This is a genomic window from Streptomyces sp. NPDC102283 (genome assembly GCF_044766265.1).
GTDB lineage: Bacteria > Actinomycetota > Actinomycetes > Streptomycetales > Streptomycetaceae > Streptomyces.
Map to the genome: position 1 here is coordinate 24,326 of NZ_JBIWLQ010000016.1, position 15,995 is coordinate 40,320.

13 protein-coding genes are annotated in these 15,995 nt (G+C 72.5%); 11 read left to right on the forward strand and 2 right to left on the reverse strand.

All coding sequences use genetic code 11. The annotated features are described in order from the left end of the window. Nucleotides 1-50: 50 nt before the first annotated feature. The 9 genes from eccE (at nt 51) to ACIRJT_RS27785 (ending at nt 12,118) form a co-directional block, all read left to right on the forward strand. On the forward strand, nt 51-1,406 hold the full coding sequence (gene eccE, locus ACIRJT_RS27745; protein ID WP_403914155.1) for a type VII secretion protein EccE: 1,356 nt from the start codon (nt 51-53) through the stop codon (nt 1,404-1,406). Next, nucleotides 1,403-2,113 (forward strand): hypothetical protein, encoded by a 711-nt coding sequence (locus tag ACIRJT_RS27750; RefSeq protein ID WP_403914158.1) that lies wholly within the window; start codon nt 1,403-1,405, stop codon nt 2,111-2,113. Before eccE ends, ACIRJT_RS27750 begins: the two co-directional genes overlap by 4 nt. An 86-nt stretch (nt 2,114-2,199) precedes the next feature. Further along, complete coding sequence (locus ACIRJT_RS27755) at nt 2,200-2,433, forward strand: DUF397 domain-containing protein (RefSeq protein WP_265598994.1); 234 nt, start codon at nt 2,200-2,202, stop codon at nt 2,431-2,433. Nucleotides 2,434-2,819: 386 nt separating this feature from the next. Next, the gene (locus ACIRJT_RS27760) at nt 2,820-5,855 is read left to right on the forward strand and encodes an SCO5717 family growth-regulating ATPase (RefSeq protein ID WP_403914161.1); all 3,036 of its coding nucleotides are present in this window, start codon (nt 2,820-2,822) and stop codon (nt 5,853-5,855) included. 218 nt (nt 5,856-6,073) lie between these two features. Further along, the gene (locus ACIRJT_RS27765; RefSeq protein ID WP_403914164.1) at nt 6,074-7,951 is read left to right on the forward strand and encodes an ABC transporter substrate-binding protein; all 1,878 of its coding nucleotides are present in this window, start codon (nt 6,074-6,076) and stop codon (nt 7,949-7,951) included. 3 nt (nt 7,952-7,954) lie between these two features. After that, the gene (locus ACIRJT_RS27770) at nt 7,955-9,046 is read left to right on the forward strand and encodes an ABC transporter permease (protein ID WP_403914167.1); all 1,092 of its coding nucleotides are present in this window, start codon (nt 7,955-7,957) and stop codon (nt 9,044-9,046) included. Next, complete coding sequence (locus tag ACIRJT_RS27775; RefSeq protein ID WP_403914169.1) at nt 9,043-10,017, forward strand: ABC transporter permease; 975 nt, start codon at nt 9,043-9,045, stop codon at nt 10,015-10,017. Before ACIRJT_RS27770 ends, ACIRJT_RS27775 begins: the two co-directional genes overlap by 4 nt. Continuing rightward, on the forward strand, nt 9,963-11,081 hold the full coding sequence (locus ACIRJT_RS27780) for an ABC transporter ATP-binding protein (RefSeq protein ID WP_403914172.1): 1,119 nt from the start codon (nt 9,963-9,965) through the stop codon (nt 11,079-11,081). The genes ACIRJT_RS27775 and ACIRJT_RS27780 overlap by 55 nt, the downstream gene beginning before the upstream one ends. Beyond that, nucleotides 11,078-12,118, forward strand: a complete 1,041-nt coding sequence (locus tag ACIRJT_RS27785) for an oligopeptide/dipeptide ABC transporter ATP-binding protein (RefSeq protein ID WP_403914175.1) — start codon at nt 11,078-11,080, stop codon at nt 12,116-12,118. Before ACIRJT_RS27780 ends, ACIRJT_RS27785 begins: the two co-directional genes overlap by 4 nt. Nucleotides 12,119-12,130: 12 nt before the next feature. Here the strand turns inward: ACIRJT_RS27785 and ACIRJT_RS27790 are convergent, their stop codons facing one another. Then, complete coding sequence (locus tag ACIRJT_RS27790) at nt 12,131-12,688, reverse strand: dihydrofolate reductase family protein (RefSeq protein ID WP_403914177.1); 558 nt, start codon at nt 12,686-12,688, stop codon at nt 12,131-12,133. Between the two features lie 175 nt (nt 12,689-12,863). Between ACIRJT_RS27790 and ACIRJT_RS27795 the strand changes: the two genes are divergently transcribed. Together ACIRJT_RS27795 and ACIRJT_RS27800 are read left to right on the forward strand one after the other, a co-directional pair. Then, nucleotides 12,864-13,502, forward strand: coding sequence for an ArsR/SmtB family transcription factor (locus ACIRJT_RS27795; RefSeq protein WP_403914179.1), 639 nt, complete (start codon nt 12,864-12,866; stop codon nt 13,500-13,502). Next, entirely contained in the window at nt 13,499-14,857 is a 1,359-nt protein-coding gene (locus ACIRJT_RS27800) for an MFS transporter (protein ID WP_403914182.1), read from the forward strand. Before ACIRJT_RS27795 ends, ACIRJT_RS27800 begins: the two co-directional genes overlap by 4 nt. Here the strand turns inward: ACIRJT_RS27800 and ACIRJT_RS27805 are convergent, their stop codons facing one another. Further along, complete coding sequence (locus tag ACIRJT_RS27805) at nt 14,858-15,985, reverse strand: XdhC family protein (protein WP_403914185.1); 1,128 nt, start codon at nt 15,983-15,985, stop codon at nt 14,858-14,860. Nucleotides 15,986-15,995 lie beyond the last annotated feature (10 nt).

The following is a 15,995-nucleotide window of genomic DNA, read 5'->3' on the forward strand; positions in this document are numbered from 1 at the left end:
AACACCCGTGTAAAAAGCGGTGAATACGGACACGAGGGGGCAACGCGGCGATGGGTGCAGCTACGCGCGAGCGTACCGGGCGGGGCGGCCGTCGAACCTCCGGGGCTTCCCGGAGGCAACGTAGCAACGAGTCGCCCGCGACACCTCCCGCACAGCCCTCCGGCGCCCACGGGCCGAACGCCCCCGCCGCGACGACGCTTCGTTCGATCTCCCGGACCGACCGGGTACGCCCGGTGCTGCGGCAGCTGGTGATCGTCGAGGCGGGCCTCGTGATCGCCGCCGTGGGCGCGGCGCTCGGTGGGGCCTGGCTGATCCCGTCGCTCGTGGTGCTCTGTCTGCTGGTCGCCCTCGCGGTGGTACGCCGTCGGGGCCGCGCGCTCCAGGACTGGGTGTCGAGCGCCCTCGGGCTCCGGGCCCGGCGCCGGTCCGCGGCCACGCCGCCCTCGGACGCGGAGCCGATGCTGGCGCCGGTCGCCGAGAACGTGCCCGGCTTCGGCCCGCAGGTGTATGTGGACCGGGCCCACCGGACGGTCGGCATGCTCGGCGACGGCACGTTCCTGACGGCCGTGGTGCGGGTGGAGGCCAGCGGCGAGTCGCTGCGGCCCGCGTTCGGCGCCCGGTCGCTCCCGCTGTCACTGCTGGGCGACGCGCTCCAGGTGGACGACATCGTGCTGGAGTCGGCCCAGTTGGTGCAGCAGGTGCGGTGCGCACCGGCCCCTCATCTGCCGCAGCAGTCGGTGGCCCGGCTCAGTTACGCGCCGTTGCAGGACCAGACCGGGGCGCCCGCCCTGCGGATGACGTGGGTGGCGGTGAAGCTGGATCCCGAGCTGTGCCGTGAGGCCATCGAGGCGCGCGGCGGCGGGCTGGAGGGTGCGCAGCGCTGCCTGGTGCGGGTCGCGGACCATGTGGCGAGCCGGGTGACGGGCGCCGGTTTCCAGGCCGCGGTGCTGGACCAGGACGAGTTGAACTCCGCCGTGGCCACCTCCGCTTGCGCCAATCCCATCCTGTCGGGGCGGGCGGGCCGGCCGGACGCCTCTCCGCAGCGGCGCACGATGGAGACGTCCCGGGTCTGGCGGTGCGACGACCGCTGGCACACCACGTACGCCGTGGACCGCTGGCCCGAGCTGGGCCGGGGCGCGACGCCGCTGCCGCAGCTGGTCGCGCTGCTGACCTCGGTGCCCGCGTACGCGACGACGTTCAGCCTGACGGTGCGCCGCGGGGTGCGCCAGGGCTCGACGAGCGTGGCCGGGCATGTGCGGGTCACCGGCGGTTCGGACACCGAACTGATCGGTGTGAGAAGGACGTTGGAGCAGGCAGCCCGGCACGCCAAGGTGGGGCTGGCACGACTGGACCGCGAGCAGTTGCCGGGCGTCCTGGCCACGCTCCCGCTGGGAGGCGCACAGTGAGCAACCGGACCGAGCCCCGGCGCGGGCTGCGCGGCCCCCGTCACGCGGGTCACACCGTGGCCGCGGACCACCTGGGGGCGTTGTCGCTGCCGGTCGGCGACGACGGCGTGATCATCGGCAACGACGCGAACAACAAGCCGCAGCTGATCGGCTTCCACCGCCCGGTGCCGTACGACGTCACCCTGATCGGCGGGCTGTGGACGGCACAGATCCTGGCGCTGCGGGCGGCGGGCACCGGAGCGCGGGTCGCGGTCGAGACCGGTCGCGTCCAGGCCTGGACGACGCTCGCCCAGGCGGCGGGCGCGGGGCTGGAGTGCGTGTCCCTGTACGACGTGGGCCGTGTTCCGCCGACGGGAGCGACCGTGGGCAGCCCCGTGGTCGTCGTGCGGGACTGCGGGATGCGTCCGCCGCGCGGCCGGGTGGTGTCCTCGCCGTGGCAGTCCGTACTGACACTGCTTCCCTATCTGAGCCCTGTGGCACCGCGGTTGATGCGGTCGTCCGCGCTGGTGGGCATCCAGCGGGTCTCGCCCGGCGAGGCCGAGCAGATCGGCCGGATCCTGGGGCTCGCTCGCGCGGAGTACGAGGCGCTGCCCACCCTGGCGGACGGTGTCACCCTCTGGGTGGCGGGGCCCGAACACCATTGGGTGATGACGAACGCGACGGACGCCGAGACCGGACTGCTGGGCACAGCTCGCCGGATGGACTGATTCCTGCACCGTTCGGCCCACGGACACCTCTCCCTCCGGGGAACATGGACCACGCACCGAATCCGTTCGATCGAAGGGACGCCGTCATGGGCACCCAGCAGGAAAAGGACGAGCTCTACGCTCTCGACATCTCGGATGTGACGTGGCTCAGTGCGCCCGGCACCGAGGAGGCCGAGGAGCGGGTCGAGATCGCGCATCTTCCGGGCGGTGCCGTCGCCATGCGCTCCTCGCTGGACCCGGGCACCGTCCTGCGGTACACGGAGGCGGAGTGGACGGCGTTCGTCCTGGGCGCCCGCGACGGTGAGTTCGACCTCACGTAGCTCCCTCGCGTAGCCCCCTCACGTGAGGTCGGGCGTCGCGCGGGCTCGGCCTCGCCGAGGCGCGGAGGCCGCGAAGGGTGGCCGCCGGAGCGAGCTGCCACCCTTCGCCCTGTACGTGTATGGCATGGATTGACCGTCTCATCGTTCCCTTTCCGTCGCGCGTCCTTCACCGGGGTGTGACTCATGGTCCGTGGGGCGGAGTTTGCCGTTCCCTACGCCCTGCCTGGGTTCGCCGGATGGCGATTAGGGTGGGTGGGGCGCGGCAGAAGAAACCTGCGAGCAGGTGATGCGCGTCGCAAGGGGGAGAGCCGGGCGGACCGGCACATCGGGAACGGTCGCCCCCACCCACCACGGCACAAGGGTGCTCGACCACACCAGGAGGCAAAGTGAACGGCGATCGGAACGAGATCCGCGGCGGATGGGACCTGCCCGTCGACGAGTCGTCCGACGCGGATCCCGCCGAGATGACGGGTGAGTTCACCATCGACTACACCCCTCCCGCCTGGTACACGCAGAACGCGGCGGGGGACTCGTCGGGAGGAGCGGGCTCGCACCTGGCGCCCCCTCCGCCGCCGATCGGTGCGCCCCTGTCATCGCCCGACCTGTCGGCGACGCCCGGCGGCTTCGACCCCAACTGGGCGCCCGCTCCTCCGGCGCACGCCGAGCCGGCCGTCCCCGCGGCTCCGGAGGCCCCGGTCTCCCCCGCCGTGCCGGAGACGCCGCACGCTCCGGCTCCGCACACGCAGGTGCCGGGTGCCACGCGGGCTCCGGATGCCCCGACCGCTCCTGCGGCCGACAGCGGGGACGCCGGTCCGTTCGGCGGCGGCGATGTGGAGAGCGGCTCGACGATGCGGTTCTCGCCCGCGGCGCTCAAGCGGGAGATGGCGGAGCGCGAGGCGGAAGCCGTAGCCGGATCCACCGACGGGACGGGGGCCGGGTCCACCTCGGACGGCCTGCCCGGTGCCGGGACGACGGACGACGCGAAGGCCGACGCCTTCGCGTCCGGTACGGACTCCGAGGTAGCGTCCCCGTCCGCCACGTCATCCGAGTCGGCCGCCCCCCTTCCCTCCCTCGCCGAAACGGATTCCGAGGCCGCCTCCCGTACGGACGCGGGTTCCGAGGACGGCGGCGCGGCCGGTGCGAGTACCGGCGAGGCCCACGGCCCCGGCGACCTGCCCGCCCCCGACATCGCCACGGTCGCGGGCGCGGCCGCGCAGGGCGTCGTACCGCAGAGCGCGGGCCCCCAGGACGTTCCTCCCCCCGTCGCCGACGCCCCGCAGGCCGCTGCCGCACCGGTGCCGTGGTCGCCGCCCGCGCAGGGCGGCGCGCTGCCGCCGCTGCCGCCCGCCTTCCACCCGGCCGCTCCGGGGCCCTCCGCACCGCAGCCCGCGGCGCAGTGGCCCGGTTCCGCCCCGGCGAACGAGGCGCCCGGCGGCTACGGCTTCCCGCCGCAGGGACAGCCGCCACAGGCACCCCAGGCTCCCCAGCAGCCGCACCAGCAACAGCCGTTCCCCGGCTACCCAGGTCAGCAGGGAGCCGGCGCACCGCTGCCGCCGCAGGCACACCCCCAGGCCCCCCAGGCCGCCGCCGGGTACGGCTTCCCGCCGCAGGGCGGCTACGGCTTCCCGCACCCCGGCCAGCCGGGGCAGCCGGGTCAGCCGGGACAGCCGGGGCAAGCGCCCACCGCTCCGCAGCCACAGCAGCAGCACGCGCCCTTCCCTGCCCAGGGCACCCCGAACCTCCCCGCTCCCGTCGCCCCGCAGCAGCCGGCCCCGTACGGACAGCAACCCCACGCCGCCCAGGCCCCGCCGCCGCCGCAGCAGCAGCAACAGCCGCCTGTCGACCCTCGTACGGGCGGAGCCTGGCCCACCCCGGTCGCGCACGACCAGCGCGAGCGGTCGGTGCCCGGCGCCCCGCTCGGGTACACGGCGGCCGTCGAGCTCTCCTCCGACCGGCTGGTGCGCGGCAAGCAGAAGGCCAAGAGCAGCCGCAACCCCTCCGCCGCCTCCCGGTTCAAGCTGGGCGGCAAGAAGGAGGAGGCCGAGCGGCTGCGCAAGCTGGAGCTGATCCGCACCCCGGTGCTGTCCTGCTACCGGATCGCCGTCATCAGCCTCAAGGGCGGTGTCGGCAAGACCACCACGACGACCGCGCTGGGTTCGACGCTGGCCACCGAGCGGCAGGACAAGATCCTCGCCATCGACGCCAACCCGGACGCCGGGACGCTGGGCCGACGGGTGCGCCGGGAGACCGGGGCGACCATCCGCGACCTGGTGCAGGCGATCCCGTACCTCAACTCGTACATGGACATCCGGCGGTTCACCTCGCAGGCGCCCTCCGGTCTGGAGATCATCGCCAACGACGTCGACCCGGCGGTCTCCACGACGTTCAACGACGAGGACTACCGGCGCGCGATCGAGGTGCTCGGCAAGCAGTACCCGATCATCCTCACCGACTCGGGCACCGGACTGCTCTACAGCGCGATGCGCGGGGTGCTCGACCTCGCCGATCAGCTGATCATCATCTCGACGCCCTCGGTGGACGGCGCGTCCAGCGCGTCGACGACGCTGGACTGGCTCTCGGCGCACGGCTACGCCGACCTGGTGCAGCGTTCGCTCACCGTCATCTCCGGCGTCCGCGAGACCGGCAAGATGATCAAGGTGGACGACATCGTCCAGCACTTCGAGACGCGCTGCCGCGGAGTCGTCGTCGTGCCGTTCGACGAGCACCTGGCAGCGGGCGCCGAGGTCGACCTCGACATGATGCGGCCCAAGACCCGTGAGGCGTACTTCCACCTCTCGGCCCTGGTGGCCGAGGACTTCGCGCGGGCCCAGCAGCAGCAGGGGCTCTGGACGGGGGACGGCCAGAACCCGCCGCCGCAGTTCGCCCCGCCCATGCCCAGCCAGCAGGGCTACCCGGCTCCGGCCCAGCCCATGCCCGGACAGCAGGTTCCCGGACAGCAGATCCCGGGCCAGCAGCCGTACGCACCGCACCAGCCCGGCCCCGGCCAGCCCTACCCGCAGCAGCAGCCGCAGCACCCCGGGCAGCCCCACCAGGGACACCAAGGACAGCAGGGACAGCAGGGACAGCAGGGACAGCAGGGACAGCAGGGACAGCAGCAGCCGTACGCCCAGCAGCAGCCCTACGGTGGACAGCCGCCGTACGGGGGATATCAGGCGGCCGGTCAGCCGGGTGGCCCCTATGCCCCGCAGGGGGCGCCGGGCGGACCGCAGAGCGGGTGGCTCCAGGCACCTCCCCCGCAGGCCGGGCCCGGAGCGCCCGGGACCGGCGCACCGCAGCAGGCACAGCCGGAGCCGCAGGGCGGGCAGGCCAACCCGGCAGGCCAGCCCGAGTTGCAGGGTCCGGTGCCTCCCGCGGGCTGGCAGCAGACGCCTCCGCAGCCGCCGCCGGCGCCTCAGCAGTAGGACCAAAGTGGTGTAGACCAATGGGGGCCGATGCAGGGCCGGTGAAGGACCCGTACCGCTCGCGCGGTGCGGGTCCTTCCGCTATTCCCGCAGCCCACACGCTGTTTGACTGACCGTTGACGAGCCTCGACCACCGCTGATAAACCTTCGCTTCACCAACTGGCGAACCAGAGATCTACCCGCCTTCTTCAGCGAGTGATGACGCGAGGTCCCCGTCCATGGTCACTAGAGTTCCCCACCACTCCACCCGGCCACGCCGACGCCTGCGCCTCCTGCTGGCCTCCGGCGTGGCCGCCCTGGCGCTCACCGCCGGATCCGTCGTACCCGGAAACCTGCTCGCGCCCGCCCCCTCCGAGGCGCGTGCGGACGACGGGAAGACGACGCTCACGGTCGCCGTCGCGCAGAGCGTCGACTCGCTCAGCCCGTTCCTGGCGCAGCGGCTGCTCAGCACGAGCGTCCTGCGGCTGATGTATGACTTCCTCACCAACTACGACCCCAAGGACAACAAGGCGATCCCGGGCCTCGCCACCGCGTGGGAGCCCTCCGCGGACAAGCTGACGTGGACGTACACGATCCGCTCGGACTCGAAGTGGTCCGACGGGCAGCAGGCCACCGCCGAGGACGCGGCCTGGACGTTCAACAAGATGATGACCGACGAGGCCGCGGCGACCTCGAACGGCAGCTTCGTCGGCAACTTCGAGAAGGTGACCGCCCCCAGCAAGGACAAGCTGGTCATCACGTTGAAGGAGCCGCAGGCCACGATGGCCGCGCTCGACGTGCCGATCGTCCCGAAGCACCTCTGGGAGAAGGTCGGCGACTTCTCGAAGTTCAACAACGACAAGGAGTTCCCCATCGTGGGGAACGGTCCGTTCATCGTGACGGACTACAAGGTCGACAGCTATGTGAAGCTGAAGGCCAACAAGGACTTCTGGCGCGGGTCCCCCAAGTTCGACGAGCTGGTCTTCCGCTACTACAAGGACCAGGACGCCGCCGTGGCCGCCCTGCGCAAGGGCGAGGTGTCCTTCGTCGCGGGCAGCCCCAGCCTGACCCCGGCCCAGTCCGCATCGCTGGAGAGCGCACCGGACATCAAGGTGAACGACGCTCCGGGCCGCCGCTTCTTCGCGCTCGCCGTCAACCCCGGCGCCCGCACCAAGGACGGACAGAAGTTCGGTGACGGGCACCCGGCGCTGCTGGACCAGAAGGTGCGGCACGCGCTGTTCATGGCGGTCGACCGCAAGACCATCATCGACAAGGTCTTCCAGGGCCACGCGGTCGAGGGCGAGGGCTACATCCCGCCACGCTTCGGCGACTACTTCTGGAAGCCGTCGGCGGACCAGAAGCTGGCCTACGACCCGGCGAAGGCCGCGACCCTGCTGGACGAGGCCGGGTACAAGAAGAACAGCGCGGGCAAGCGCGTCGGCAAGGACGGCAAGCCGCTCGACTTCCGCATCCTCTGCCACGCCACCGACCCCAACGACAAGGCGATCGGCAAGTACCTCCAGGAGTGGTGGGGTGAGCAGGGCATCGGGCTGAAGGTCGACTGCCTCGACAACGTTTCCGACCCCTGGTACGCCGGTGAGTACGACCTCGCCTTCGACGGCTGGTCCGTCAACCCCGACCCCGACTTCGTCCTGTCGATCCACACCTGCGACGCGCTGCCGGCCAAGGCGAAGGAGACGGCCTCGACCGACAACTTCATCTGCGACAAGCAGTACGACGAGCTCTACAAGAAGCAACTGGCCGAGTACGACCCCGCCAAGCGGGCGGATCTGGTCAAGCAACTGGAGTCGCGGCTGTACGACACCGGGTACATGAATGTCATGGCGTACCCGAATGCCGTCGAGGCCTACCGCACCGACCACATCGAGTCCATCACCACCATGCCGTCGGCCGCGGGCAACATCTACGGCCAGGACGGTTACTGGAGCTGGTGGTCGGCGGTCCCTGCCGCCGGGGCCTCCTCCTCCGGTTCCTCCGACTCCGGTGGCAGCTCCACCGGGGTGCTCATCGGGGTCGGGATCGCCGTCGTCGTCCTCGCCGGTGGCGGACTCCTGTTCGCCATGCGTCGCCGCTCCACCGCGGAAGACCGTGAATAGTCCATGAGCTCAGAAAGCACTCCCGCCCTGCGAGAGGGCGCGGCGGGCGTGGAGAGCACCGAATCCGGCGGCCCGGCTCCGGCCGGGCCGTCGGCCCGCTCCCCGCGCTCCCGCTCCGCCACCGCCTACGCCCGCTACGCGGCGGGCAAGCTCGCCGGGGCGGCCGTCTCCCTCTTCGCCGTCCTCGTCACCAGCTTCTTCCTCTTCCGGCTGATCCCCGGCGACCCGGTCAAGCAGATGACCGGCGGCCGTCAGGTGTCGACCGAGCAGATCGCGGCGATGCGCCGTGAGTTCGGCCTCGACCTGCCGCTGTGGGAGCAGTTCACCCAGTACTGCGGCAAGGCGCTGACCGGCGACTTCGGTACGTCGTACCAGTTCCGCGCCCCGGTCGTCGACAAGATCGCCGAGGCCCTGCCGGCCACCCTGCTGCTGACCGGCACGGCCTTCGTGATCTACACGCTGCTCGGCATCTGGCTGGGCGCGCGCTCCGCCTGGCGCAACGGAAGTGCCGGGGACCGCGCCAACACCGCGTTCGCGCTGACGCTGTACTCGGTGCCCTCGTTCTGGCTCGGTCTGCTCCTCATCATCACCCTGTCGGTAGGCATCGGTCCGATCCCCGGGCTCTTTCCGACCGGCGGTATGGAGTCCGGCAGCACCGAGGGCTTCGACCGGGTGCTGGACATCGCCCACCACATGGTGCTGCCCGTCATCACGCTCGTCGCCGTGGAGTACGCGCGCACCCTCCTGGTGATGCGCTCCTCGCTGCTGGACGAGATGGGCAGCGACTATCTGACGACCGCCCGCGCCAAGGGGCTGCGCGACGACCTCGTCCGCCGGAGGCACGCCGTGCCGAACGCGATGCTGCCGACCGTGACGCTGCTCTTCGTGAACCTCGGCACGACGGTCGCCGGGGCGATCCTGGTGGAGACGGTGTTCTCCTGGCCGGGGCTCGGCGGCCTCTTCTACCAGGCGCTGAGCGTGCCCGACCTGCCGTTGGTGCAGGCGCTGTTCTTCGTGTTCGCCGCCGCGGTGATCCTGATGAACACGCTGGCCGACGTGATCTATCCGCTGCTCGATCCCCGGGTGGGCCGATGACGACGTCGATGCAGAAGCCCGAGCCGCTGGAGCCGGACGCCCCGACGCCCTCCGGGCAGCCGGAGAAGGCAGTCCCGGTGCAGAGCCCGCGCGCCCTCACCCGGGCCCGGCGGCGGCAGGCGGTCGCCCGCTTCTGGCGGCAGTACCGCACGCACCGCGCCGGTCTCGTCGGACTCGCCGTGCTGGCGGTGATCGCCCTGCTCGCGCTGACCGCCCCGCTGCTGGTCGGGGCCGACTCGCAGAGCGTGACCAACGCCCCGGGCGGCCCGATGGAGGCGCCGAGCGGTGAATTCCCGCTCGGGACCGACCAGTTCGGCCGCAGCCTGCTGGTCCTGATGCTCTGGGGCACCCGGGTCTCGCTGACGGTAGGGCTGCTCGCCGCCTTCCTGTCCGTGGCGATCGGCACCCTCATCGGGATCACCGCGGGCCACTTCAAGGGCTGGTACGCCACCGTCATCATGCGGGTCACCGACTGGTTCCTGGTGATGCCGACCCTCGTGCTGGCCATCGCCCTGGCCACGGTCCTGTCCCGGTCGGTGTGGACGACGATCCTGGCGATCGGCGTGACGACCTGGCCGACGACCGCCCGGCTGGTCCGCGCCCAGACGCTGTCCGTCGAGTCCCGCCCGTACATCGAACGCTCCCGGGCGCTCGGCGGCGGACACCGCCACATCATGTCGCGTCACGTCCTGCCCAATGTGATGCCGCTGGTGCTGGCCCAGACCACGCTCGTGATCTCCACCGCCATCCTCACCGAGGCGACCCTCGCCTTCCTCGGGCTCAGCGATCCCACGATCGTCTCCTGGGGCGGTCTGCTCCAGGACGCCCGCGAGGCCGGCGCGGTCAGCTCCGGCAACTGGTGGTACCTCGCTCCGCCCGGACTCGCCATCGCCGTGGTCGCCCTCGCCTTCACGCTGTGCGGCCGCGCCATCGAGTCCGTGCTCAACCCCAAGCTGGGGGTGTCCCGTTGACCGCCACGACCACGACCACCACGCCGAACCCGGACCCGGCCGGCTCCTCCGACCCGACGAGGCCCACCGGCGATCCGCCGCTCCTGGAGGTACGGAATCTGACGGTCACCTACGGGAGCGGGGCCGACGCCGTCCCCGCGGTTCGGGGGGTCGATCTGCGGGTCGAGGCCGGGCAGAAGCTCGGCATCGCCGGGGAGTCCGGCTGCGGCAAGTCGACGCTGGCCCTCGCACTGCTGCGGCTGCTGCCCGCGACGGCCACGCTGACCGGCGAGATCCTGCTCGACGGCGAGGACGTCCTGACCATGAAGTGGGGGCGGCTGCGGGCGGTCCGCTGGGCGGGCGCGTCGATCGTCTTCCAGGGCGCGATGCACTCGCTGAACGCCGTGCACCGGGTCGGGGACCAGATCGCCGAACCGATCCTGCTCCACAGCAGGGCGACCCCCGCCGCCGCCCGCAAACGGGCGGGTGAGCTGCTGGAGCAGGTGGGGCTGCCGGCCGCGCGGGCCCAGGCCTATCCGCACGAGCTGTCGGGCGGTCAGCGGCAGCGCGTGATGATCGCCATGGCGCTGGCCTGCGATCCGCGGCTGATCGTCGCGGACGAGCCGACCACCGCCCTCGACGTGATGATCCAGGCGCAGATCCTGCGGCTGATCGAGGCGCTCGTCGCGGAGCAGGGCGTCGGGCTGATCATGATCAGCCACGATCTCGCGGTGCTCGCCGACACCTGTGACCGGCTCTCGGTGATGTACGCGGGCCGGGTCGTCGAGGAGGGCCCCGCCCGGCAGGTGTACGCGGATGCCCGCCACCCCTACGGCAAGGCGCTCTCCGCCGCGTTCCCCAGGATCGGGGACCCCTCCTCCCGGCGCGCCCCGCGCGGTCTGCCGGGAGACCCGCCGGACCCCTCGGCGCTGCCGGGCGGCTGCACCTTCCATCCGCGCTGCCCGGTGGCGCTCGACTCCTGCGCCACCGAGGACCAGGAGCTGCGGGAGGCCGGGGCCGAACGCCGGGCCGCCTGCGTCCTGGTGGACGCGCCGGCCGCCGACGACGCGAGGAGCACGACATGAGCACCATCCCTGCGACCGGTGCCACGCCCCCCGTCGCCGCCGCTCCCCTGCTCAGCGCCGAGACGCTGAAGGTCGCCTTCCCCGGCCGGCGCGGGGCCGCCACCGCCCGTGCCGTCGACGGCGTCGACCTCGACATCCGGCCCGGCGAGATCGTCGCGCTGGTGGGCGAGTCCGGCTGCGGCAAGACGACGCTGGCCCGGTCCCTGCTCGGCCTGGTCGCTCCCACCTCGGGCCGGGTCACCTTCGGCGGCGCACCGCTCGACTACACGGGCCGGGCGCTGAAGGCGTACCGCAAGCGCGTGCAGCTCGTCCTCCAGGACCCGAGCGGCTCGCTCAATCCCCGGCACACGGTGTACGACGCGGTGGCCGAGGGCCTGCGCATCCACGGGTACGCGGGCGACGAGCGGGCCGCCGTCTCGGAAGCCCTCTCCCGGGCCGGGCTGCGGCCGCCGGAGCGGTTCTTCCTGCGCTTCCCGCACGAGCTGTCGGGCGGTCAGCGCCAGCGTGTGGTGATCGCCGGGGCCCTGGTGCTGGAGCCGGAGCTGATCGTGGCCGACGAGCCGGTGGCATCGCTGGACGCGTCGGTACGGGGCGAGATCCTGGCGCTGCTGCTGCGCCTGCGGGACGAGCTGGGCCTCTCGGCGCTGGTGGTCACGCACGATCTGGGGCTCGCCTGGAACATCGCGGACCGGGTGGCGGTGATGTATCTGGGCCGGATCGTCGAGACGGGCCCGGTCGAGCAGCTGCTGACGGCCCCTCGGCACCCGTATACGCGGGCCCTGTTGTCCGTGCTCCCGGAGGCGGAGGGCGAGCCGGTCGTGCTGGCCGGGGAGCCGCCGGACCCCTCGAAGGTGCCCGGCGGCTGCCGGTTCCACGTCCGCTGCCAGGTCCTGGCCTCGGGCGAGGCGGAGCGGGCGGGAGTGGCGGAGGCGTGCCGCACGGTGGATCTGCCGGTGCTGGGCGGCGGCGGGGACACCCAGGTGGCGTGCCACTGGGCGGCGGCGTGCGGCGAGGAGGACCGGCGCGGGCCCGCCTGAGGCCTGTGCTGTTCAGCGGGTCCGGTAGCGGGCGTAGATCAGTCCACTGGCGAAGGCGCGCTCCTCGACCAGTTCGAGGTCGAGGCGCACGTCGTCGGGGAAGAACCGCTTGCCGCCGCCCACCACGCTCGTGGTGATGAAGAGGTGGTACTCGTCCACCAGGCAGGCCGCGATGGCCTGGGCGGCGAGGTTCGGGCCGTCGACGGTGAGGTCGTGGTCGGCCTCGGCCTTGAGCCGTCGCACCGCGTCCGGGTCGAAGGCCCGCTCGATCCTGGTCCTCGCGCTGGACACCTCATCGAGCGTCGTGGAGTACACGACCTTCTCGGCGGCCTGCCAGTCACGGGCGTACCGCAGGATGTGCGGCGGCTGGCCGGGCTCGGTGTGCGCGGTCTCCCAGTAGACCATCGTCTCGTACATCCGCCGTCCGTAGAGGTACGTGCCGACGGGGCGGAAGAGGTCACCGACGAAGGTGTGCACTTCCGGGTCCTCGGCCCCGGTGCCGAGGTTGCCGTCCGCCGCCTCCGCGTAGCCGTCGAGCGAGGTGATCATGGAGTAGATGAGCTTGGCCACGGTGTCTCCTTCGGGTGCGAGCGCTTGTCCGACGACCGCTTGCCTGTCGGCGGTCCTGTAGCAATGACCTCCACCCGGCCCGGAACTCATCGGTCGGACAGCCCCGGCACAGACCGCGAAGAGTTCTTCGCGAAGAATCCTTTGCGAAGAACTCTTTGCGGTCTAGGCTGTTCGTATGACAACAGATGACGCGTCGGACCGGTCGGACGCCCCGGCCACCGGAGAGGGATCGGTCGTCCTGGACGCCAAGGGGCTGCGTGCTCTGGCGCATCCGGTACGCGTGCGGTTGGTCGGGCTGCTGGGGAAGCACGGCCCGTCCACGGCCACCCGCCTCGCGGAGCGGCTGGGGGTGAACTCCGGGACGGCCAGCTACCACCTGCGTCAGCTCGGCGCGGCCGGCTTCGTCGAGGAGGACACGGAGCGCGGCAACGCACGCGAGCGCTGGTGGCGTTCGGTGCACCGGACGATCTGGTTCAACGATCCGGAGCTGACCGAGCAGGAGCCCGAGGCCGCACTCGCCTACCAGCAGTCCGTCGCCGCCATCCACACCCTGCGCACCCAGCAGGCCGTGAACGGGCTGCGGACGATGGACCGCGCCTGGCGGAACGCCTTCGACATGAGCGACTGGGCCCTACGGCTCACGCCCGAGGAGACAGCCACCCTGTACGAAGAGCTGGCCGAGGTCATCACGCGCTACCGGCGGGACACGCCCGAAGCCGCGGCAGGCGCCCCCGAGGGCGCCGAGCGGGTCGGCCTCATCACCCACATCCTGCCCGAGCCCGAGGCCCCCGCGCCAGGAACGGAGACGCGGTGACCTCGGACGCTCCCGGCGGCGCCGGCGGAGCATCCGCGAAGCGTTCCTTACGGCCCCTGGTCGGGGTGCTGGCGGCCATCGCCGTGTCCGTGACCGGCACGCGGATCTCGCTGGTGGCCCTGCCCTGGTTCGTGCTCGTCACCACGGGCAGCGTCACCATGACCGGTCTTGTCGCCTTCTGCGAGATGGCGCCCTACGTGGCGGTCAAAGCGTTCACCGGCCCTCTGGTGGATCGGATCGGGCCGCGGGCCGTCTCCTGGACCACGGATCTGGCGAGCGCGGCCGCCGCAGCGGCGATCCCGCTGCTCCACGCCCTGGACCGGCTCTCCTTCCCCGTCCTGCTGGGCCTGGTCGCGGTGATCGGCGCGGCGCGCGGCCCGGGCGATCTGGCCAAGGAGGTCATGGTCCCGGAGGCAGCCGAGCGCTGCGGGACACCCCTGGTGCGGGCCGCCGGCCTGTCCGGTGTGATCGAGCGGCTCGCCTCCACGATCGGTCCGGCGACGGGCGGCGCCCTGGTGGCGCTGCTCGGCCCCATGACGGGCCTGGTCGTCAACGCGGGCTGCTTCGCCCTCGGTTCGGTGATCGTCGCCGTCGCGCTGCCTCGCGGTATGGGGCATCCGGTCGTGGACCCCTCGGCACCGGCCGGCGGAGAGGAGGCGGGCTACTGGCGCCGGTTCGGCGAGGGCTTCACCTTCCTCCGGCACGAGCCGCTGCTGCTCGCCGTGATCGTCATGGTCGGGATCACCAACCTGCTGGACGCGGCGATGACCACCCTGTTGGTTCCCGTGTGGGCGGGGGAATCCGGAAACGGCCCGGCGGCGATCGGCCTGATCGGCAGTGTGATGGGGGCGGCCGCGGTGGGCGGGAGTCTCATCGCCGCGCTGGCCGCGCACCGGCTCCGCCGCAGGTTGATGGTCCTCGGCGGATTCCTGCTGGCCGGGGCGCCGAGATTCCTGGTCCTCGCCGTCGACGCCCCCCTGGGTGCGGTCCTGGCCGTCTTCGCCGTCAGCGGGTTCGGCGCCGGGTTCATCAACCCCGTGCTGGGGGCCGTCCTCGTGGAACGGGTGCCGCGCCGGATGCTGGGCCGGGTCAACGCGCTGGGTGACTCACTGTCCTGGTCCGGAATCCCGCTCGGTGGGCTGCTCGCCGGGGTGGCGGTGTCCGCGGTCGGCCTGACTCCGGTGCTTCTCGCCTGCGGGGCCGCGTACTTCCTCACCACGAATCTGACGGGGCTGCGGCCGGAGTGGCGCGCGATGGACCGTCCGGGCGAGGGCGACGGCGAGGGCCAAGGCGACGGCGTCCTGCCGCCGCAGGCGGAGAAGGGCGCCGAGCGAGGCGGTGCGACGGTGCCCTGACTACTTCCGGGCGGCCGGTCCGCCGTGGTGGATCGCCCCCGTCAGTTCGCCGAGCGGTCGGCCCGTGCCGCCCCAGCGGTGCTGGACGATCTCGGCGGCGATCGAGACCGCCGTCTCCTCCGGCGTACGGGCTCCGAGGTCGAGGCCCACGGGTGAGGCGAGGCGCGCGAGGTGCGCCTCGTCCACCCCGGCCGCGCGCAGCCGGGCCAGCCGGTCGCGGTGGGTGCGGCGGCTGCCCATCACCCCGATGTACGCGGCGGGCGTGCGCAGAGCCGCGACGAGCAGGGGCACGTCGAACCTGGGGTCGTGGGTGAGCACGCAGATCACGGTGCGGGCATCGACCGCGGTGGACTCCAGGTAGGTGTGCGGCCAGGCGCGGACGACCTCGTCCGCCGTGGGGAAGCGTTCCCGGGTGGCGAAGGCGGGGCGGGCGTCGCAGACGGTGACCCGGTAGCCGAGGAACGAGCCGATGCGGGCGGTGGCCGCCGCGTGGTCGATCGCGCCGAAGACGAGCATGCGGGGCGGCGGGGCGTACGTCCGGACGAAGACGGCGACCTCCTGCATCCGGCGCTGGCCCCGCGCCCCGTACCGCTGGATCGCGGTGTGCCCCTGGGCCAGCAGCCCCCGGGCGTCGTCCGTGACGGCGGCGTCCAGCCCTTCGGAACCGAGAGTGCCGCGGCTGCCGGGGGTGTCGGCCGGCCGGACGACCAGGCGGGCCCCGGTCTCCGCCGCGCCGGACAGGACCGTGGCCTCGGCCACCGGCAGACCGGCGGCGATCAGGTCCAGCACGGCCGCGAGATCCTCGCGTTCGACGGCGGTCGCACAGGCGCGCACCAGGACCTCGATGGTGCCGCCGCAGGTCAGGCCTACGCCGAACGCCTCGTCGTCGCTGATCCCGTACGACACCACGCGCGGCGCGGCCCCGGCGAGCACCTCGCGGGCGACCTCGTACACATCGCCTTCGACACAGCCTCCGGAGACGCTGCCGAGCACCGTCCCCGCCGCGTCGACGGCCAGCACGGCGCCCGGGTCGCGGGGCGCGCTGCCGTGCACGGCGACGACGGTCGCCAGGGCGAAGGGGATGCCGTCGGCGCACCGGGCGCGGAGGTCGGGCAGGATGTCGCGCATCCTGTCAGCA